Here is a 20,183-nt window from a genome sequence, read left to right on the forward strand (position 1 = left end):
CTTGTTCAAGCACATCCAGAGATTGCTTTATTAGGGAACGCTAACAATATAACTGACCCGTATTTTTTGGGTTTCGCTTCGTTTACTACATTCCATAACCCAACCCGGCCCGGCCCATGCCCGTTAACTCTGTGTTTCCGTTGTCTAAGGCCATTAACCCGCAGCCGCTGGTGCTGGCGGGCGATACCGCCATGCCCACTGTGCTCGCCACTATGCAGCAGCGGGGCAGCAGCTATGTGCTGGTGACTAGCCCCCAGCACCACCCCATCGGCCTGTTCACCGAACGCGACCTGGTGCACCTGACCGCCACCAAGCAGCCCCTGGCCGACCTCACCCTGGCCCAGGCGATGACGCCCAACCCGGTGGTTTTGGCCGACACCGAGCTGGTCAACATTCTGACGGTGGTGACCTACATGCACCACCATCGGGTGCGGCATTTGCCCATTGTCTCGGCCCAGGGCACCCTGACGGGCATCATTACCCACGAGAATATTCGCCAACTGCTTCAGCCCGTTGACCTGCTGCGGCTGCGGCGCGTCGAGGAGGTGATGGTGCAGCAGGTGCACTGTGCCAGCCCCACCCTGTCGGCGTTGGAGCTGGCCAAAACCCTCGATCAGCATCGCATTAGCTGTCTGGTTATTACCGAAACCGGAGAGCCCGGCACCCCGCCCATTGGCATCGTCACCGAGCGCGATCTTCTGCGACTGCAAGATAGCCAGTCACCGCTGGCTGACTGGACGGCGGCTGAGATCATGCAGTCGCCGGTACTGCGAATTGAGCCCCAGGCGTCGCTGTGGCAGGCCCATCAGCAGATGCAGGGGCATGGGGTGCTCCGGTTGGCGGTAGTCAATGCCCAAGACCAACTGGTAGGGCTGCTCACTCCCACCAGCCTGCTCCAGGGGGTCGATCTGGCCGAAACCGAGGTCACCATTGAGACCCTGCAACGCATTGTGGCCGATCGCACCCTCGGCCTGGCCCAGGCCAATCAAACCCTGCAAAAGCAGGTAGAAGAACGCCGCCGAGCCAAGGCGGCCCTGCAAGATCAAATTGACCGCGAGCGCCTGGTCAACCACATCGTCCAGCACATTCGCCAATCGCTGAATCTAGACGACATTCTGCAAACCACCGTCACCGAGGCGCAGCAATTTTTAAAGGCAGAGCAGGCGTTTATCTACCAGTTTGAGCAGACTGCCGTGGGGCATATTGCAGTAGAAGGCACCAGCGATCGCTGCCCTCAACTCCAGGGGCAGGCTGAGATCGAGGCAGTGCTGCGACAGATCGACCCGGCGTTTTACCAGACGGGCCGCCTGCACTCGATTCCAGACTTGCAGGGCACCCGGCTGCCGAGTGCCGATCTCCAGCTGTTTCGCCGCCTGCCCATGCGATCGCTGGTGGTGGCCCCGATTATTACCAAAGAGACCCCTTGGGGGCTGCTGATTCTCAACCAGTGCTCTACCCCCCGGCGCTGGGAAAAACGGGAGATCGATCTGCTCAAGCAGCTGGCGAACCAGGTGGGCATTGCCATCCAGCAGGCGGAACTCTATGCCCAGCTCGAAACCGCTAACGCCCGTCTAGAGCACCTGGCCCAGGTCGATGGCCTTACCGAGGTGGCCAATCGCCGCTGCTTTGACGAACACCTGAGCCAAGAATGGCGGCGAATGCGGCGCGATCGCACCCCGCTAAGCCTAATTTTGTGCGATATTGACCACTTTAAGCTCTATAACGACACCTACGGCCACCCAGCGGGCGATATCTGCCTAAAACAAGTCGCCCAAGCCCTGGCCCAGATAGTCAAGCGCCCCGCCGATCTGGTGGCCCGCTACGGCGGCGAAGAGTTTGCCGTGGTGCTACCCGGCACCGACATCGGCGGGGCCGCCACGGTGGCTGCTGCCATCCAGCAGGCCATTGCCCAGCTCGGCCTCGTCCACGAGGCATCGCCTACCCGGCCCTACGTCACCCTCAGCCTGGGAGTCGCCTGCACCGTACCCAACTCAGACCCATCGCCCCAGGCGCTGATTGACCAGGCCGATCGGGCGCTTTACGGGGCTAAGCAGCAGGGGCGCGATTGCTACCAGGTGTTTGTCGCGCCAGACACCAATCGTGACGTTCCATCACAGTTTTGCCCCAGCATGCCCAACCGTTGCATCCATGAAGCCCTCTAAGTAGAGTTCTCTGTTAACCTTCTGGAACGTCCAACTGCCCTGTAATGTCTACCTGCGGCCATGGTTGAATCTATCCCCTCGCCAGACAGCAGCATGACTGAGCCGTCCCCAGAACTCGATTGCACGGCGGTGCTTGAAACCCTCGATCAGGGTCTGGTGGTGTGCGATCGCCACCAAACCATTACCCTGATCAACGCCGCCGCCCGCCGCCTGCTGGGCCTGGGGGCTGGCGAACTGACCGCCGCTGGGCTGACTGAGGCGGTGAGCATTTATATACCGGGCGATCGCACGCCGCTGCCCAGCGATCGCCTGCCCCTGTGGCGCGGGCTAGGGGGCGAAACCCTGGGCGATCTGGAGCTGGCGATCGTGCATCCGGGGGGCGATCGCTACCTGGTGCTGGCCAACAGTCACCCCCTGCTCGATAACCGCGGCCAACCCCTGGGGGCGGTCATGGGCCTCTACGACATCACCCAGCGCTATCGGGCCGAAACCGCCCTGCGGGCCAGCAATCAGGGCCTCCGCACCCAGGCCCAGCAGCGCATGGAAGACTTGCAGGCCGTCAATCTTCAGCTCCAGCAGGCCGAAGCTACCCTGCGCCTCTTCTACGACCTGCCGTTTTTGGGCATGGGCATTATTGCCGCCGACGCCCAGACCTGGGTGCGCTTCAACGATTACCTCTGCGACATGCTGGGCTACAGCCGCGACGAGATGCAGCAGCAGATCTGGACGGATCTCACCCACCCCGACGATCGGCCACTCGCCCTCGACCAGGTCGCCCAACTTTCGGCCAGCACCGTCGATAGCAGCGTTCTCGAAACCCGTTTTGTGCGCAAAGACGGCCTGATCGTCTACACGTCTTTAGAGATTAGGGTCATTCTAAAAGACGATGGCAGCACCGACTTTTTTGTCACCACCATCAAAGACATCACCGAGCGCAAGCTAGCCGAAACCGCCCTGATGGAGAGCGAATCTCGCTTTCGCGCCACCTTTGAGCAGGCAGCGGTGGGCATCGCCCACGTCGCCCCCGATGGCCTGCTGCTGTGGCTCAACCCCGCCCTGGGTGAGATTCTTGGCTACCCCCAGTACGAACTCATTGGAGAATCGTTCCAGGAGACGATTTACCCCGACGACCGAGCCGACAACCAGCGCTACCTCGACGGCATGCTGCAGGGCCAGCGCCAGAGCTACTCCTGGCAGCAGCGCCACCTCTGCCAAGATGGCCGCTCAATTTGGGCCAATCTGACGGTGTCGCTGGTGCGCGACTCGATGCAGCAGCCCAAATACTTCATCGTGGTGCTGCAAGACATCACCCTGGCCAAGCAGGCCGAAACCACCCTTCAGCAGTACGCCCACCGCCTGCGGGGGCTGCACGATATGGATCGGGCCATTCTCACCAACTTTGAGCCCCAGGATATTGCCCAGTCTGCCCTGCTGCTGCTCAGCCAGCTGCTCAGCTGCCCCCAGGGCATCGTCGCGCTGTTTAACCAAGACATCCGGCTGGGCGAAATTTTGGCCAACACCAGCGGCTCCACCCCGACCGCCGCCCCGCTATTTCCCCACCGGCTGGTGCTACCCATAGAGGATTTTGTCTTGGCCCAGAGTGCCCCCCCCACCTCGGTTTTTCGGGTGCAAAGCCCTGAGCAGCTGACCTCGCCCCCGGCCATTTTGCAGCGGTTTACGGCGACCCCGGTACAGTCGGTGATGGCGATTCCCCTGGTGGCCAATGGGGATGTGATCGGCGAGATTACCCTGACCTCGCCGCACCCGGCCCACTTTAGCAACGACCACGAGGAAATCGCTCGGGAGGTGGCCGACCACCTGGCCATTGCCCTACAAAATGCTCGCCTGTTTGAGCAGGTCAGGCACGATCGCGCCCGCCTGCACGCCCTCTCTAGCCAACTGCTGGAGGCCCAAGAAACCGAGCGCCGCTTTTTGGCCCACGAGCTGCACGACGAGGTGGGCCAAGCTCTCACCGCTGTCAAGCTCAACCTGCACCGCCTCGATCGCATCGCGGACAACCCCAAGGCCAGTGAACCCCTGCAAGACTGCCTCTCGATTGTCGATGGGGCACTCCAGCAGGTGCGCAACCTCTCCCTTGACCTGCGACCCTCGATGCTCGACGACCTGGGGCTAGTGCCCGCCCTGCGCTGGTACATTAACCGCCACGCCGATCGCACCGGCCTACAAGTAACCCTGGTGTGCGACCCGCCCCCCGAGGGGCTACCGACCTCCACCGAAACCGCCTGCTTTCGCATCGTGCAAGAGGCGCTGACCAACATTGCCCGCCACGCCCAAGCCCAAACCGTCACCATCACCCTAGAGCAGACCGACCGCACGCTGCACCTCTCGATTCAAGACGACGGCGTGGGGTTTGATCTAGAGGCCATTGGCCGGGCCAAAACCGAGGGCACCAGCCTGGGTCTGCTGGGCATGGAGGAACGGGGTCTGCTGATCGGCGGCCAACTCACCATTACCTCGGCACCGGGAGAGGGGACGCAGATTTCGCTGCGGGTGCCGATCCGGGATTAGGGGCCGGGGAGCGGATTAGCAAGTTAAAAGGTTGGAACGTTGGCGGGTTGGAACGCTCCAACCTGCCAACGTTCCAGCCTCCCGATCGCAATCCAACCCGTCCCGATTACTCCAGCATCTCCAGGTTTCGGACGCCGCCCTGGTCGGCGCTGGTGGCTAGCAGGGCGTAGGCTTTCAGGGCGGCGGTGACCCGACGCTGGCGGGGCTGGGCGGGCTTCCAGGCGGCTTTGCCCTTGGCTTCCATGGCCACCCGGCGGTTGGCCAGTTCTTCCGCCGAGATATCCACGTTGATGGTGCGGTTGGGGATGTCGATCAGGATGCGATCGCCCTCTTCCACCAGGGCAATATTGCCCCCCGCCGCCGCCTCCGGCGAGGCGTGGCCAATGGAGAGGCCCGAGGTGCCGCCCGAGAAACGTCCGTCGGTGAGCAGGGCGCAGACCTTGCCCAAGCCCTTAGATTTGAGGTAGCTGGTGGGGTAGAGCATTTCCTGCATACCCGGCCCGCCCTTCGGCCCCTCGTAGCGAATGATCACCACGTCGCCCGCCTGCACTCGGTCGTTGAGAATGCCGTTGACCGCCGCATCCTGACTCTCAAAGATGCGGGCGGTGCCCTCAAATACGTGAATGCTCTCGTCTACCCCGGCGGTTTTGACGATGCAGCCGCGCTCGGCCAGGTTGCCGTAGAGCACCGCCAGACCGCCCTCGGCGCTGTAGGCGTGCTCGACGCTGCGAATGCAGCCTTTCTCGCGATCCAAATCCAGCGAGGGCCAGCGGGTCGATTGGCTAAAGGCCTGCTGGGTGGGAATGCCCGCCGGGCCAGCCTTAAAGAAGGTGTGGACGGCTTCGTCGTCGGTGCGGAGAACATCCCAGCGATCGAGGGAGGCTTTCATCGTGGGGCTGTGGACGGTGGGCACATCGGTGTGCAGCAGTCTCGCCCGATCCAGCTCGCCGAGGATAGCGGGAATGCCGCCCGCCCGGTGCACGTCCTCCACGTGGTAGTCGGGGATGTTGGGGGCGACTTTGCAGAACTGGGGCACCTGGCGCGACAGGCGATCGATGTCGGTGAGGGTAAAGTTGACCTCGGCCTCGTGGGCCGCCGCCAGCAGGTGCAAAATCGTGTTGGTGGAGCCGCCCATGGCGATATCCAGCATCATCGCGTTCTCAAAGGCTTTGAAGCTGGCGATCGCGCGGGGCAGCACCGACTCGTCGCCCTGCTCGTAGTAGCGGCGGGTGATGTCAACAATGGTGCGGGCGGCGGTGAGGAACAGATCTTTGCGGTCGAAGTGGGTGGCCAGGGTGGTGCCGTTGCCCGGCAGCGACAGGCCGATCGCCTCGGTGAGGCAGTTCATCGAGTTGGCGGTGAACATGCCCGAGCAGGAGCCGCAGGTGGGGCAGGCGGAGCGCTCGTACTCGTCGGCCACCTCGTCGCTGATGCTGCTGTCGGCGGCCACCACCATGGCATCCACCAGATCGAGCTTGTGCTCGGAGAGCTTGGTCTTGCCCGCTTCCATCGGGCCGCCCGAGACAAACACGGCGGGAATGTTGAGCCGCAGGGCCGCCATCAGCATGCCCGGGGTAATTTTGTCGCAGTTGGAAATGCAGACCAGGGCATCGGCGCAGTGGGCGTTGACCATGTACTCCACCGAGTCGGCGATGATCTCGCGGGAGGGCAGGCTGTAGAGCATGCCGTCGTGGCCCATGGCAATGCCGTCATCGACGGCAATGGTGTTGAATTCTTTGGCGACGCCGCCAGCGGCCTCGATCTCGCGGCACACCAGCTGACCCAGATCCTTGAGGTGCACGTGGCCGGGCACAAACTGGGTAAAGGAGTTGGCCACCGCAATGATGGGCTTCTCAAAGTCTTCGGTTTGCATGCCAGTGGCCCGCCAGAGGGCGCGAGCCCCGGCCATGTTGCGTCCGTGGGTGGAGGTTTTCGAGCGATAGGTCGGCATGGCACATTCTAGTTATCTAAAGGATTGTCTATGGTCTGGCTTTAGACGTAGCAGGATGGAGCGAGGCCATAAACCGCATAACTACCATAGCCGACTATACGGGTGAATTTACGGTGCGATCATTAGCCCCGCCAGCGGGTGAGGATTGACCTAGTGCGAGGCGATCGGGGGGCGGATTTTTGCTGTTTAACCCAGGATTGAGAGAAAACAGCAAAAATCTAGATGCTCAGAGGGCGGATGAAGGGCTTACTCTATGAGCACGATTTTGGTCATAATCACCATCCAGAACATCTTCTACGGAGAGGTTGCGCCACTGCTCAAACAGGTGGGTGGGAATGCCGGGGGTGGAGTAGGGCCAGAGTTTCGCCATAGAATTGCCGGGAATAGCACTGGCTCTATTATGTCGGGGGACGGAGGGGGCGATCGCCGTAGAGGACGTTTCGCTACTGCCGACGACTTCAATGAAGGACATCAAGCAGAAATTTTCTCTTTAATAACAAGCCAAAATTCTCATGCGTCGCCTTCAGCTTTCTGAGCGTAAAAAGCTCCGTGGAATCCCGCGTCGACTTCGCTCCTTATCCAAATGGGCAGAACAATTTGGTGGTTGTTATTATCCCAGGAGCGCAGCAGAAGAAAATTACATTCACTGGAAAATTCCAGTGAATTCGAGCTTGGCCAATCCGCCCCACACAAACAAGAGAACACAGGCACAGTGTATGTCTCACATGCTACGAGCGGCGGATCTTCTGTCCCAGTCCCTACCAAAAGACTACAGCAGCTATTACAGAGTTACCTGTCTTTTTACGCTTCCCTGGATGTTTAGCAGCGAATTAACCATTTTTTACAATCCAGAATACTATCTACGTTTTTTTGGTGAGCGTCATGAGCTGGAACCAAGAAAGCTATCGCTAGAATATGGCTTTACGGTTCCAAACGGCTTTGTAGAGCGGGGGTTTCTTGTAAAAGACGAAGCAGCACGAATAGATGAAGAATGGTGGTGCATAGGGCAACCGATTTAAAGAGGTGGCACCCTCAATACACCCACCGTTATTGATATCTAAACCAACCTCTCTCCTCGGCTAACTTATGAAAACCTTCTACCATCACGAGTTTGTTGTGCCAACTGAGGTCGTCGATCGCAACGGCCATGTCAACAATGTCGCCTACGTGCAGTGGATGCAGGATGTCGCAGTTGCCCATGCCACCAGCGCGGGCTGCACTGCCGAGACTCGCGCCCTCGGGGCCACCTGGGTAGCCCGATCGCACCAAATCACCTACCTGCGCCCGGCCTTTGGGGGCGATCGCCTGCGCCTCACCACCTGGGTTACCACCCTGCGCAAGGCCCGCAGCACCCGCCAGTACAAATTTTTGCGCCTCAGCGACGACACCGTACTGGCAACGGGCGCGACCGACTGGGTCTTTGTCGATGCCGTTACCCATCGCCCCCGCACCATTCCCGCCTCAGTATCGGGCTGTTTTGAGCTGGTAGACGCCCCAGACGATCGGTAGCCCTGGACTACCGCAGCCGCTGTTTGAGCCAAAAATCGAGCATCGGTAGGGCAATTCGGTAGCCAAACTGGGGGCCATAGATCAGACCCTTTTGCTCCAGGCTGGTGAGCGCCCCCTGCAAGCCGCCGCCCCGCGAGAGCTGGTGTTTTTTGATGTAAGCGCTAGCCTGGGGGCTATCGGTGGGGTCGAGGGCCAGGCTTTCGAGCACGCGGGCCTGGGTGGGGGGCAGCAGCAGCAACAGGGCTTCAAAGGTAACGGCCATATCCTGTACCAGGGCCAGCATGGTGCTGTGTACCTGGTGCGCCTGAATCAGCCCTGGCTTTGGCGAGGCGATCGCAGTGCAGTTCTGCCAGAGTCGCTGGGCCAAGGTTATCGCATCTTTCATGTGGCCCTGCACGTAGCCCAAAAACAGCTCCAGCGCCTGGCTTTCGGGGTCAAACTTGAGGCCCGCCGTGGCCAGGGTGCCAATCACCCAGGGTTGCAGGTCGCGATCGCTCAGGGGAGTAAGGGCAATCACCGGCAGATGGCTGGCGATCATCCAAGGTTCGGCCACCGTGGCAATCAGGGCGTAGCTGACCCGGCTCTGGCGCTCAATCTCCTGGCGTAGATGACTTTCCCACTTGCCCTGGCGATCCCACGAGCGCATGTGGGGAAAGTTGTGAAACATAATCACCACCTGGCAGTCAAGCCATTCCGCCAAATATTGGGGCAGCGCCAGCAAGCCCTCAAACAGGGGCCACTCTTTGCCCAGAGTCTTGGGCCAGACTAGCCGCGCCTCAGCCCCCAGGGTCTGATCGACGCTCAGGGGCTGATTTAGGCTCCACTGCTGAATTTGGGCAATATCTCCCGGCTCTGAGAATGCCCCCATAATGCCGTCGGCCAAAAAACGCAGAAACTGGCCCGCATTGCGGCAGCGCAGCAGATCGATTTCGAGGCAGCGCGATTTCTCCTGGCGGGCGGCATTGCGAATCAGGGTGCGGCGACCAATGCCCGGCACGCCAATCACCACAAAATCGCTGTCTGCACGCAGCAGGGCACAGACCTGCTCCAGCTCGCTTTCTCGGCAAATCAGCGACTGGGGCACAAACGGATTGATCATTTTGACGCTGGCACTATTTGTTAGTGCTATAAATGAGAGCTAGGCACTGTTGAATAGTAGCATCCCCATTTTTTGAGGTAATTCACATCCGTGGCCCACAGTACTCTCTCCCCCCAAGGCGCGCCCACGCCGGCACCCGCCACCCTCTGGCACACCCTCAGCCCCGAGCGGGCGATCGCGCTATTAGAAACCAGCCCCCAAGGGCTTAGCCCCAGCGAAGCTGAACATCGCCAGCAGGTCTACGGCCCCAACGAGCTTCAGGAGGGAGCCACCCGCAGCCCCTGGGAAATTTTGTGGGACCAGTTCAAAAACATCATGCTGCTGATGCTGATCGCGGTGGCCCTGGTGTCGCTGGTGCTCGATCTGCGCCAGGGGGGCTTTCCTAAGGATGCGATCGCAATTTTTGCCATTGTGCTGCTCAACGGTCTGCTGGGCTACCTACAGGAGAGCAAAGCCGAAAAAGCCCTGGCCGCCCTCAAGAACATGACCTCCTCCCAGGTGCGCACCATTCGCCAGGGCCAGGAGCAGGAGATCGATGCCAAAGCCCTGGTGCCGGGCGATGTGGTGCTGCTTGAGGCGGGCGTACAGGTGCCCGCCGATGGCCGTCTGCTCAGTGCCGCCAATTTGCAGGTGCGCGAAGCCGCCCTGACGGGTGAAGCCGAGGCGGTGATCAAACAGCCGGAGATTCTTTTAGAGGATGAGTCTGCCCTGGGCGATCGCCTCAATCTGGTCTATCAGGGCACCGAAGTATTGCAGGGACGCGGCACCGTGCTGGTCACCCAAACGGGCATGACCACAGAGCTGGGCCGCATCGCCACCCTGATTCAATCAGTGGAGTCTGAGCCGACTCCCCTCCAGCAGCGCATGGCTCAGCTAGGGAATGTGCTGGTGACGGGGTCACTGGTGCTGGTGGCTCTGGTAGTAGCGGCGGGGCTGCTGCGTACCGGCGACCTCAGCCTGTTCGACGAGCTGCTAGAAGTCTCCCTCAGCATGGCTGTGGCTGTGGTGCCGGAAGGACTGCCCGCCGTTATCACCGTCACCCTAGCGCTGGGTACCCAGCGCATGGTGCGCCGCCACGCCCTGATTCGCAAACTGCCTGCGGTCGAAACTCTAGGCTCGGTCACCACCATTTGCTCCGATAAGACCGGCACCCTGACCCAAAACAAAATGGTGGTGCAGCAGGTCAAAACCGTGGCTCACCAGTACGAGATCACGGGCGAAGGCTACGCTCCGGTAGGAAACCTTCTAGAAAATGGGGCGGCGATCGCCCCCCAGGCCGACCCCGCTCTCCAGGCGCTGCTGATGGCCTGCGCCCTGTGCAACGACGCCACCCTCAGCCAGTCAGGCAGCATTTGGACGCTGCTGGGCGACCCCACCGAGGGAGCGCTGCTGGCTGTAGCGGGCAAGGGTGGGTTTGATCAAGCGATGCTGGGGCAAGGGTGCGATCGCATTGGCGAAGTGCCATTCACCTCAGAGCGCAAGCGCATGAGCGTCTTTTTGCAGGCTCATAGCGATGCCGCCTGGCCCCTGACCCCTCAGGTCATGTTCACCAAAGGCTCCGCCGAACTGGTGCTAGAGCGCTGTAGCACCAGCCAGGGCGAGGAGCAGCCCGAGCCGCTCACCGACGCTCAGCGGCGGTCTATTCTGGCCCAAAACGACGCCATGGCGGCCAGCGGGCTGCGGGTGCTGGGCTTTGCCATGAAGCCGACGAACGTAGCCAATCCCAACGGCAACCTAGAACCCGAGGAGCAGAACCTAATCTGGCTCGGCCTGGTAGGCATGCTGGATGCCCCGCGTCCCGAGGTACGTGCTGCTGTCATCGACTGTCGGCGAGCCGGCATTCGCCCGGTGATGATTACCGGCGACCATCCGCTGACTGCTAGGGCGATCGCCGAAACTCTAGGCATTGCCCAACCCGGCGACACCATTCTGACCGGGCGCGAGCTGACTCACCTTTCCAGTGAAGAACTGGAGCAAACCGTTCCCCACGTCAGCGTCTACGCCCGCGTCGCCCCCGAGCACAAGCTGCGCATCGTGCAGGCCCTGCAAAAGCAGGGCGAATTTGTCGCCATGACCGGCGACGGCGTCAACGATGCCCCCGCCCTCAAACAGGCCGACATTGGCATTGCCATGGGCATCACCGGCACCGACGTCAGCAAAGAGGCCAGCGACATGGTGCTGCTCGACGACAACTTTGCCACCATCGTCGCCGCCACCGAAGAGGGCCGCGTGGTCTACGACAACATTCGCCGCTTCATTAAATACATCCTAGGCAGCAACATCGGCGAAGTGCTCACCATTGCCGCCGCCCCCATCATGGGTCTGGGCGGCGTACCCCTCTCGCCCCTGCAAATTCTGTGGATGAACCTGGTCACCGACGGCGTGCCCGCCCTGGCCCTGGCCATGGAGCCCGCCGAACCCAATGTCATGCAGCGCCCGCCCCACAACCCCCGCGAGAGCATCTTCGCTCGCGGCCTTGGCAGCTATATGGTGCGAGTGGGCATTTTGCTGGCGGTGCTAACCATTGGCCTGATGGGCTGGGCCTACCGCTACACCACCGCCCCTGGCTACCCCGGCCACCCCGACACCTGGAAGACCATGGTGTTTACCACCCTCTGCCTGGCTCAGATGGGCCATGCCCTGGCGGCTCGCTCAGACACTCGCTTAACGGCCCAGCTCAATCCTTTGTCAAATCCTTATGTGTGGGGTGCGGTTTTGCTCACCACCGGCCTGCAAGTGTTGTTACTGTATGTTCCCCCTCTGGCCCAGTTTTTTGGGCTGCATCCGCTATCGGCTATGGAACTAGCGATTTGCTTTGGCTTCAGCGCCCTGATGTTTACCTGGCTGGAGGCAGAAAAACTGGTGATTCAGCTGGCGCTACGGCGCAAGCAGCCCGGGCTGCCCAAGGTGTCTAAAAGTGCTCTTTAATATCCCACCCTCACCACCGCTATGGATTCTGACTCTCCCCAGCCCCGCTTTTCCCAAGAAATTAAAGCCCTGCTAGAGCGCGTTGCCCAGCAGCCGCTGACCCTGGCCCACGTCCTGAGCGAAACCGCTGAGCGGGGCTTTTGCCTGGTGATTGGGCTGCTGGTGCTGCCGTTCCTGTTCCCGATGCCGCCGGGGTTTACCACCATTTTGGGGTCGGCCTGCCTGCTGCTGTCGCTACAGATGGCGGTGGGACGGCGATCGCCCTGGCTGCCCCACCGAGTAGCCCAGTTTCAGTTTCCGTCGGTGCTGGCCAAAACAGTGCTCGGCAACCTCAAGCGGGTGACGCGAGTGACCGAGCGGTTTGTGCGGCCCCGCCTACCCGGGCTAGCCAACAGCCCTTCAGTCTGGCACATCAACGGCGTCTGCATCAGCTGGCTGACGCTATTGCTGATGAGCCCGATCCCCATGACCAATCCCATCCCCACGGTCGGCATTTTGATCTTTGTAGTGGCCACCCTCGAAGCCGATGGGGTGATGATGATTTTGGGCTACGTGGCCACGGGGTTAATTACGGGCACCTTTGGCCTGGCAGGGTATCTGCTGTGGCGATCGCCCGAACTGCTTCAGAACTGGTTTCAACGATAGGGCTGCATCCGACTGAATTCTTTAAAGACCTCACAAAAAAAAGCCCTTTGGTAACCAAAGGGCTTTTTTACGGCGTTTGTGGGTCAAAAAGCAGTCTAAATCAGCTTCAGCTCTGGGTACTGAGCAATCAGCTCATCGCTGCTGAGAGTTTCCCCAGACTGCTGAGGCGTCCAGAGGACTTCCACCGCCAGCAGGTTTTCGCCGGAGACTGCACCAACTTGGCTAAGCGCCTGGCGCAGGTCAGCGGAGGAGTAGATATCGGGCAGATCGAGCTTGCCCTGGGTCGCCACAACGACAGTGGCCAGAATGTATTCCCCAGGGGCTTGGTCGGTGTTGCCCGTCAGCATCGCCTTAGGCTCAGCCTGGGTGAGCTGATTGTTGACGTTAGAAAGGGTTTCGGCGCTAAATCGGCTGCGGGCCGAGAGCGTGTAGCGGTTAAACTCTTGCTCGGCACTGAGCAGACGGGTTTGCTTGTCTTCACTGGCGGCGTAGGCCCAGTAGTCGGGGTGGCGCAGCAGAGCCAGGGTAGTCTCTTGGAGGAGCTTGGCCAGCCCTTGAGAGGTGCCAGTGTCGGCGGTGGTGGCCAGGCGGTTGAGGTCATCTTGCAATTCGCGGGCTGCAGCGAGTAAGCCGACCTGGAGTTTTGCGATCGCTACCGGCGGGTTACTGCCACCCACAGGAGCGCCATACTCGTCGTCAGAGGTCGCGCCCCGCAGGCCGCGCACTACCACGTTGGCGATCGCAATGAAAATCAGTAGCGTAAACAACCCGCCAAACCCACCGCCGATGCCAATAAAAGGAAACAGGAAGGGCATGCCAAAGCCGCCGCCAGGATAATAGCCGCCACCACCACCGGGGGCATAGGTGCGTGGGGTCGGGCTCATGCGTGGGGCCGGAGCCCGAAAGCTACCGCCCCCCATGCGCCCACCCGCTGCGGCCCAGGCCCCATCGGCGGTGCCAAACACCAAAACCACGGCCAAGACCACAGCCATCAGCGGCTTCAAAAATGGCTTAAGGCGTTGAAAAAGTTGTTTAACCATCGCGTAAAACCGGAGTGCTTTATGTCTTTAATGTAACGCGAACTGCTGCCGCTGCCTGGTAAAAACAGAGCAATCTAACGGCGGAAACCCGTACCTACAGGCCTTAACCGCCTCCAACAATGGTGACGATCTCTAGCCTGTCATTGGGGCGCAGGTGAGTGGTTTCCCACAGCTGGCGATGGAGAATTTCGCCGTTGTACTCTACCGCCACCAAGCGCGGGTTCAAACCCAACGATTCTAAAAAACTGGGCAGCAGCGTGCCAGGCGCGCAGGGCTGAGATTCGCCATTGACGAGAAGATAGAAATTGTCGGCGGTAGGGTCGAGCATGGGAGACGTCGCGCAGAGGGATTGAATCTTATGGCCCAATACCTTACACCTTCAACCCCGTCGAATAAGTCTCCCCACCAGACTGGCGTAGGGCTAACCAATGGGGGCGATGACGGTGTGAAAGGTGCGGCGGTGGTTAGTTTGGGCCGCAAAGTATTGGGCAATCAGCGTGGGGTTTTCGGCCTCGATCAGCGCCCGCACGATCGCCACCCGTGCGGCACCAGCCTGGAGCACTTCGCTCAAATTTTCGGTATTGATGCCGCCGATCGCATACCAGGGTACGGTGGCATGCTCGGCGGCGTAGCGCACGTAGTCGAGGCCAGCGGCGGCTTTGTCGGGTTTGGTGGGGGTGGCATAGACCGGGCCAACGCCAATGTAGTCGGCCCCTTCGGCGATCGCCCGCTGCATTTCGTCAGGGTTAGTAGTCGAGCGGCCAATGATGCGCTGACTGCCCAAGAGCTGGCGGGCGGTGGCAATGGGCAGATCGGTTTGGCCTAGGTGCACGCCGTCGGCCTCCACAGCTAGGGCGATATCGATGCGATCGTTCACCAGAAATAGCGCCCCGTAGCGATGGCACAGATCCTTCAGCTTGTGGGCCAGTTCCAGGCGCAGGTGGTCGTCGGTATCTTTATCGCGGTATTGCACCAGGGCAATGCCCCCTTGCAGCGCGGCTTCGACGATGGGTAATAGGCGATCGCAGGGCGAGGTCACCAGGTAAGTCAATCCCTGGCGCAGCCGCTGGAGGCGATGCCCGCCCAGAATTTCGCTCTCCAGCGTGTAAACCTGATAGCGCATGGCTTTGGCCCCAGCCGCCAAGTCAGCGCGGTAGAGCTTGCCGTATTCTTCTAACGCCCGCAGGGCCTCTTGCACCCGGCAAAAGTTGGCTTGCAGCACCGCTGTAATGCTGGTGCGCTCAGCCTCTTGGGGGTGGGTAAGGGCCGTGCCAGGGTCACCGGGGGTATCGCGGCACAGGCGCAGCTCCGGGGCATGCCACTGGGCCAAAGTCTGGCGCAGGTGCTTGAGCTGATCCGTTTGACCCGAGTTATTCAGCCCAAAGCGGCACCATTCTTCAATAATCCGCAGCCCCTCCCGCGCCCGGTCGAGGTTGGCATCGAGAATGCGGTAAACGGCGGCATCGGCACCATTGGGCAGCACTGGCAGCCCGGTCAACTCCGGCATGGAAACACTGGGGGCAAAGAACCTCCACATCCTAGCAGGGAAGGAGCGGGCGATCGCGTTACTAAGGCGCTACTTCTGGGGCTGCAAAATCTCCTGAATGCCTTCCACCGCTGGATCAGAACGCCAGACGTCGAAAGCCTTCCAGGCCACAAAGCCAAAGGCCAGCAGCGCCAAAATAGTCACTAGCGCTGAAAAAAACCGCGTGATCGGGGTACCAGTATCGAGGCGCATAAACCACTCCCTGAAAACCAATGAAGAGCAGAAAGAGGTAGATTGTCAGTGCAATATCCTGTCCTAGCAGGATCCCTATACTCTCTTATATACCCTAAACATCGTATTTTCATAACGCCTGCTTAGAAGAAGGCTCAACCCGAGGAATCCAGTACAGCAGCTAGGATTTTTCGGCAGGAGCAACGCGCTTTTTGAGCGAGTCGAAGCGGCGGCGGGCCGTGGAGTTTTTGGGTTCTAGGGCCAAGGCGGTTTTGTACATCTCTAGAGCCTGGGTGGTGAGCTGCTTGCGCTCGTAGCTGTGGCCCAGGTTATTGAGGGCGGTGACGTACTCGGGCGAAATTTTGAGCGCTTCCTTGTAGTTGCGAATGGCCAAGTCGTACTGGTCTTGGGCAAAGTAGGAATAGCCCAGGGCGTTGTAGACTACGGCGGCGTTTTCAGCTTCGTCATCCCCCAGCTGCTTAATCGCCTGCTGGAGGTAGAGGGCTGCCTGGGTATAGAGCTTTTTGTCAAGCAAAAGACTGCCCAGTTCGTAATATTCCTGGGCGGTGCCCTTTTCTTTGGTGAGCCGTGATTGGAGCCGCCCCAGAGTGCTTTCGATGCGGCGGGTCTTGATTACCTGGCGCACCACAAAAAAGGCGGCAACGCTCAGCAACGCCAGCAGAATACCTAGATAAATAAGGAGCAGGTTGCTGTTTTCCATGCGGTCTTGATCTGCACTTGAGAACTAACCTATCTTGCCATGGCTAGGGCAACCCCCAGAAGGTAGTCCGGTCTTCTAGCCAGCCGCTGTGATGCCAATCGATGACAGTCTGGCTGACTAGGGTACGCAACTCGGTGTACTGGGTGCCCTTGGGCAGGGCGATCGCCAGGGGTTCTGCCGAGAGCAGGCTAGGCACCAGGTAATAGCCGCTGTGGGCCTGCTGCCACCCGGTTAACACAGTTAGATCTCCAGCAAAGCCGTCAATTTGGCCCGTGCTGAGGCGGCTAAAGGCATCTTGATAGCTGGACAGGGGAGTGAGGGTCGCCAGGGGCAGCAGATAGCGCACCACGGCTACAGTACTGGCCCCCTGAAGCACCCCCAGCCGTCGGCGCTGGAGATCGCTTAGGCTCTGCACCTGAGAATCGCGCACTAGCACGGCGGATCCGTCAAGGTAGTAGGGAGGGCTGAAACTCACCAGTCGCTGGCGACCGGAGGTCAGGGTGATGCCTGCGATCGCCACATCAGCCCGATCGTCTAGCACCGCCGGAATGCGATCGCCGTTGGGCACCACCACAAACTCGACCGCCGCCGGATCCGCAAAAATTGCCGCCGCCAGCCCGTAGGCCAGGTCAATTTCTAGGCCAACCAGATCGCCCTCGCGATCGCGAAAGCTCAGGGGCTGCCAGCCCTCGCGCACCGCCACCACCAGGTGCCCACGGGCGCGAATTGTATCGAGATCCGCAGCAAAAACTGGGAGCGCAGCTAGCTGTGCCCCCAGTGCTAAACCAAACCCAAGCCAGTTCGATGCCATGGTGCGGCCGTGTCTAAACTTACGACTGCCCCTGCTTTCTGGGCCAATCCCTAAGATTGGTTGGCAACTTCAACCACTTTTGCAAACCCATTGGGGTCGAGTACGGCCATCTGGGCCAGCATTTTGCGGTTGATATCGATATTGGCTTTCTTGAGCTGGCCAATGAGCTGGCTGTAGCTCAGACCGTGCATGCGAGAAGCCGCATTGATGCGGGTAATCCACAGGCGGCGAAAATCGCGCTTCCGGTTGCGGCGATCGCGGTAGGCGTACCGCAGCGCCTTCATCACCTGCTGGTTGGCCGTGCGAAACAGCTTAGAGTGCGACCCTCTAAACCCTTTGGCTAGCTTGAGAATTTTGTTGCGGCGCTTGCGTGCTACGTTGCCGCGCTTGACACGTGCCATGACTGTTTAACCCTTGGAACTATTAAAGTTTTAAAATGACCGCTAACAGACTGATAACTCCCTACTTAGAGGTAGGGCAGCATTAGCTCCACGTTGGGAGCGTCTTCTTCCGACACTAAGGCAATCTTAGACAGCCGAGAGCGACGTTCAGCATTTTTGTGCTGCAACATGTGATTCTTGAACGCCTTGCGACGCATGATTTTGCCGCTGCCACTGCGACGAAAGCGCTTAGCGGCAGCTTTGCGAGACTTAAGCTTGGGCATGGTTACCACAATTTCGACACAGTCTTTGACTATATCACGAGTCGCCCATAACGGCAGTATGAAAATCTAGATATAGCGTGATAGCCTTAGGCCCGTTCCTCAGGGCATCCATTTACCGGTCAGAATCAGGTGGCACCAAACTTTTTTGTTTGTAGGGTTGTCAAGGTTACACACTTATCGCTAAGATAAGCTTCGCGAGTAATCCTCAGTAGCTCAGTGGTAGAGCGGTCGGCTGTTAACCGATTGGTCGTAGGTTCGAATCCTACCTGGGGAGTTTTAGAACAGCCTGAAGGCTTGATTTGATAGTCTCTGTCTCCATGGCATCCCTGAAGCGCTCTAGGGATGGGGATTTTGGGGAATGCTAGAACCCGAAGAAAAGCTCCAGCTCAGAGAGCTGCACCTATTTCCTCAGGAAAATTTAAGGGTTCTGCTTATAATTTATCGAGGAATTGTATTATTCCGACACGGCTCTTTACGTTTGGATGCTAGGCTACTCAAAGCTTTATGACTGGTCTCTAGCTGAGTCGGTGCTGTTTTCGGGTTGTCAAGTTTAGTTGGTAATGCCTCGTATTCTCGTCATTGATGATGATGCTGCGATCGCGGAGCTTGTTTCCGTCAATTTGGAAATGGCAGGCTACGACGTCAATCAGGCAGGGGATGGCGTTAAAGGCCAGGCCCTAGCGGTGCAGCTTTTGCCAGACCTGATCATGCTCGATCTGATGCTGCCCAAGGTGGATGGGCTCACTGTATGTCAGCGCCTGCGCCGCGATCGCCGCACCGCCGACATTCCGGTGCTGATGCTCACGGCTCTCTCGCAGACCCAAGATAAAGTCGATGGCTTTAACGCCGGGGCCGACGACTACCTCACCAAACCCTTTGAGCTAGATGAAATGCTGGCTCGGGTTCGCGCCCTGCTGCGTCGCACCGATCGCATCCCCCAAGCAGCTAAGCACAGCGAAATTCTCAACTACGGCCCCCTCACCCTAATTCCTGAGCGCTACGAGGCGATTTGGTTTGACGGCACGGTCAAGCTGACCCACTTGGAGTTTGAGCTGCTACACTGCCTGCTCCAGCGCCACGGCCAGACCGTATCCCCCAGCCAGATCTTGCAGGAAGTTTGGGGCTACGAACCCAACGACGATATCGAAACCATTCGCGTGCACGTGCGGCACCTGCGCACCAAGCTAGAGCCCGATCCCCGGCATCCTAAATTTATTAAGACTGTCTACGGGGCTGGCTATTGCTTAGAGCTGCCCGCCGTCGCGGTAGAGTAGGGCCAATTCGAGGGATAGTAGCTGCTCAGGCCGCTCGTATATCTCGTATATAACTCGTATATAAATAGACAAATAGACGCTAAAAGCAGAGAGACTCGAAATCTCTCTTGCTTTTAGGTTTAGTTTAGGGACGATACCGAATCCCAGGGGACGGTAGGGGAAACACCGTTTGCCCCTGCGGCACTGCCTTTTTTCTAGCGCTCAGCCCTACTAGTCAGCGGAGAACTGAATGGTGCCGCTGTCAAAGGCCAGGTCTACAAACAGATTGCCATCCTGGAAGAAGTAGGAGCCGGAGTTCCCCAGAGCCTGCACAAATTCGTTGCCAATCGACCCTTCAGGGCAGGCGGCCATAGTGGTTGCAATGGGCGAGACTTGGAGAGTGCGATCGTCGGTGGTAAAATCGGCGCGGCCCCGGTTACAGTCGGCCCTCACCAGCAGGGAGCCATCCTCTAAAAATTCGGCGGTGTAGTGATCAGGCTGATCGGCGACTAGCAGCGTACCATCGCTGAACTGAATTTGCTGAAGCTTCCACAGGGTGCCGACCAGAGCGGGGGTAGGCGTGCCCGAAAACTTCATGGTGCCGCTGTCAAACTTCAGATCAATAAAGAGATCCTCGTTCTGGAAGAAGTAGAAACTAGCGTTGTTCATCGCCTGCAAAAACTGGGGGCTGATGCTGCCCTCGGGGCAGGCGGCTAGAGTGGTTGGCCCCAGAGAGACCGTAATGCGCCCGTCGGCCAACTCGGTAAATTGGCCGATCGCCCGATTGCAGTCGGCTTTGACGAACACCTGCCCGTCTTCAGCAAATTCTGCTGTGTAGTTTTGCGGCGGATTTGCCGTCAGCAGCGTGCCGTCGCTCATTTGAATTTGCTGGAGTTCCCAAATGCTGCCCGTGAGGGGGGGCACACCGGGGCCGGTGGAAGGAGATACACAGGCAGTAGCGCCCAAGATAACCGTAGAGGCTGCCGCTAGTACCGCAGCGGAGCGAGATGAAAACATAAAATCACCCAACGTTTGTAATGAATCAGTGGTGGCGATTAAGCCCTATAGCTGGAACTGGCGACAGGACATTGCTCTGATAACTTTGCCAGCTTTGCCAGAATTTGCGGCCCCGACAATTTTGCAGCCCTGACTTT

At 59.4% G+C, this 20,183-nt stretch carries 19 protein-coding genes and 1 tRNA gene; 8 read left to right on the forward strand and 12 right to left on the reverse strand.

What is annotated here, in order from left to right; translation table 11 throughout:
* Window positions 1-116: 116 nt before the first annotated feature.
* Window positions 117-2,162, forward strand: a complete 2,046-nt coding sequence (locus VB780_RS23795; protein WP_323353671.1) for a diguanylate cyclase domain-containing protein — start codon at window positions 117-119, stop codon at window positions 2,160-2,162.
* A 60-nt stretch (window positions 2,163-2,222) separates the two neighbouring features.
* Complete coding sequence (locus VB780_RS23800; protein WP_323353672.1) at window positions 2,223-4,691, forward strand: PAS domain S-box protein; 2,469 nt, start codon at window positions 2,223-2,225, stop codon at window positions 4,689-4,691.
* Between the two features lie 106 nt (window positions 4,692-4,797).
* Here the strand turns inward: VB780_RS23800 and ilvD are convergent, their stop codons facing one another.
* The gene (ilvD, locus tag VB780_RS23805) at window positions 4,798-6,642 is read right to left on the reverse strand and encodes a dihydroxy-acid dehydratase (RefSeq protein WP_323353673.1); all 1,845 of its coding nucleotides are present in this window, start codon (window positions 6,640-6,642) and stop codon (window positions 4,798-4,800) included.
* A gap of 226 nt (window positions 6,643-6,868) precedes the next feature.
* Entirely contained in the window at window positions 6,869-7,114 is a 246-nt protein-coding gene (locus VB780_RS23810; RefSeq protein ID WP_323353674.1) for a hypothetical protein, read from the reverse strand.
* Between the two features lie 40 nt (window positions 7,115-7,154).
* On the opposite strand from VB780_RS23810, the gene VB780_RS23815 reads away from it, so the two are divergent.
* Both VB780_RS23815 and VB780_RS23820 read left to right on the forward strand, forming a co-directional pair.
* Complete coding sequence (locus tag VB780_RS23815) at window positions 7,155-7,661, forward strand: DUF3916 domain-containing protein (RefSeq protein ID WP_323353675.1); 507 nt, start codon at window positions 7,155-7,157, stop codon at window positions 7,659-7,661.
* A 67-nt stretch (window positions 7,662-7,728) separates the two neighbouring features.
* On the forward strand, window positions 7,729-8,151 hold the full coding sequence (locus VB780_RS23820) for a thioesterase family protein (protein WP_323353676.1): 423 nt from the start codon (window positions 7,729-7,731) through the stop codon (window positions 8,149-8,151).
* 7 nt (window positions 8,152-8,158) lie between these two features.
* On the opposite strand, the gene VB780_RS23825 is transcribed toward VB780_RS23820, so the two are convergent.
* Complete coding sequence (locus VB780_RS23825) at window positions 8,159-9,250, reverse strand: ATP-binding protein (protein WP_323353677.1); 1,092 nt, start codon at window positions 9,248-9,250, stop codon at window positions 8,159-8,161.
* Window positions 9,251-9,340: 90 nt separating this feature from the next.
* On the opposite strand from VB780_RS23825, the gene VB780_RS23830 reads away from it, so the two are divergent.
* Window positions 9,341-12,178 (forward strand): cation-translocating P-type ATPase, encoded by a 2,838-nt coding sequence (locus VB780_RS23830; protein ID WP_323353678.1) that lies wholly within the window; start codon window positions 9,341-9,343, stop codon window positions 12,176-12,178.
* Between the two features lie 21 nt (window positions 12,179-12,199).
* A complete protein-coding gene (locus VB780_RS23835; RefSeq protein WP_323353679.1) occupies window positions 12,200-12,823 on the forward strand; it encodes an exopolysaccharide biosynthesis protein in 624 nt (207 codons plus the stop codon).
* Between the two features lie 95 nt (window positions 12,824-12,918).
* Here VB780_RS23835 and VB780_RS23840 read toward each other — a convergent pair whose 3' ends face one another.
* From VB780_RS23840 to rpmI, 8 genes are all read right to left on the reverse strand, one after another.
* The gene (locus VB780_RS23840; RefSeq protein ID WP_323353680.1) at window positions 12,919-13,863 is read right to left on the reverse strand and encodes a DUF1517 domain-containing protein; all 945 of its coding nucleotides are present in this window, start codon (window positions 13,861-13,863) and stop codon (window positions 12,919-12,921) included.
* A 103-nt stretch (window positions 13,864-13,966) separates the two neighbouring features.
* Window positions 13,967-14,191 (reverse strand): sulfur carrier protein ThiS, encoded by a 225-nt coding sequence (thiS, locus tag VB780_RS23845; RefSeq protein ID WP_323353681.1) that lies wholly within the window; start codon window positions 14,189-14,191, stop codon window positions 13,967-13,969.
* A 93-nt stretch (window positions 14,192-14,284) separates the two neighbouring features.
* Window positions 14,285-15,370, reverse strand: coding sequence for a thiamine phosphate synthase (locus tag VB780_RS23850; protein WP_323353682.1), 1,086 nt, complete (start codon window positions 15,368-15,370; stop codon window positions 14,285-14,287).
* A gap of 69 nt (window positions 15,371-15,439) precedes the next feature.
* A complete protein-coding gene (locus VB780_RS23855; protein WP_323353683.1) occupies window positions 15,440-15,601 on the reverse strand; it encodes a hypothetical protein in 162 nt (53 codons plus the stop codon).
* A gap of 160 nt (window positions 15,602-15,761) precedes the next feature.
* Complete coding sequence (locus VB780_RS23860) at window positions 15,762-16,301, reverse strand: tetratricopeptide repeat protein (RefSeq protein WP_323353684.1); 540 nt, start codon at window positions 16,299-16,301, stop codon at window positions 15,762-15,764.
* 43 nt (window positions 16,302-16,344) lie between these two features.
* The gene (locus VB780_RS23865; protein WP_323353685.1) at window positions 16,345-17,112 is read right to left on the reverse strand and encodes a transporter substrate-binding domain-containing protein; all 768 of its coding nucleotides are present in this window, start codon (window positions 17,110-17,112) and stop codon (window positions 16,345-16,347) included.
* 50 nt (window positions 17,113-17,162) lie between these two features.
* The gene (rplT, locus tag VB780_RS23870; RefSeq protein ID WP_073609259.1) at window positions 17,163-17,513 is read right to left on the reverse strand and encodes a 50S ribosomal protein L20; all 351 of its coding nucleotides are present in this window, start codon (window positions 17,511-17,513) and stop codon (window positions 17,163-17,165) included.
* Between the two features lie 65 nt (window positions 17,514-17,578).
* Entirely contained in the window at window positions 17,579-17,776 is a 198-nt protein-coding gene (gene rpmI / locus VB780_RS23875) for a 50S ribosomal protein L35 (RefSeq protein ID WP_073609358.1), read from the reverse strand.
* A gap of 202 nt (window positions 17,777-17,978) precedes the next feature.
* Here rpmI and VB780_RS23880 point away from each other — a divergent pair.
* Window positions 17,979-18,050, forward strand: a tRNA-Asn gene (locus tag VB780_RS23880).
* 286 nt (window positions 18,051-18,336) lie between these two features.
* A complete protein-coding gene (locus VB780_RS23885) occupies window positions 18,337-19,050 on the forward strand; it encodes a response regulator transcription factor (RefSeq protein ID WP_323353686.1) in 714 nt (237 codons plus the stop codon).
* 210 nt (window positions 19,051-19,260) lie between these two features.
* Here VB780_RS23885 and VB780_RS23890 read toward each other — a convergent pair whose 3' ends face one another.
* Window positions 19,261-20,046, reverse strand: a complete 786-nt coding sequence (locus tag VB780_RS23890) for an META domain-containing protein (RefSeq protein WP_323353687.1) — start codon at window positions 20,044-20,046, stop codon at window positions 19,261-19,263.
* Window positions 20,047-20,183 lie beyond the last annotated feature (137 nt).

It is taken from the genome of Leptolyngbya sp. CCNP1308 (assembly GCF_034932455.1).
In the GTDB taxonomy this organism is placed as follows: Bacteria; Cyanobacteriota; Cyanobacteriia; order Phormidesmidales; family Phormidesmidaceae; genus Nodosilinea.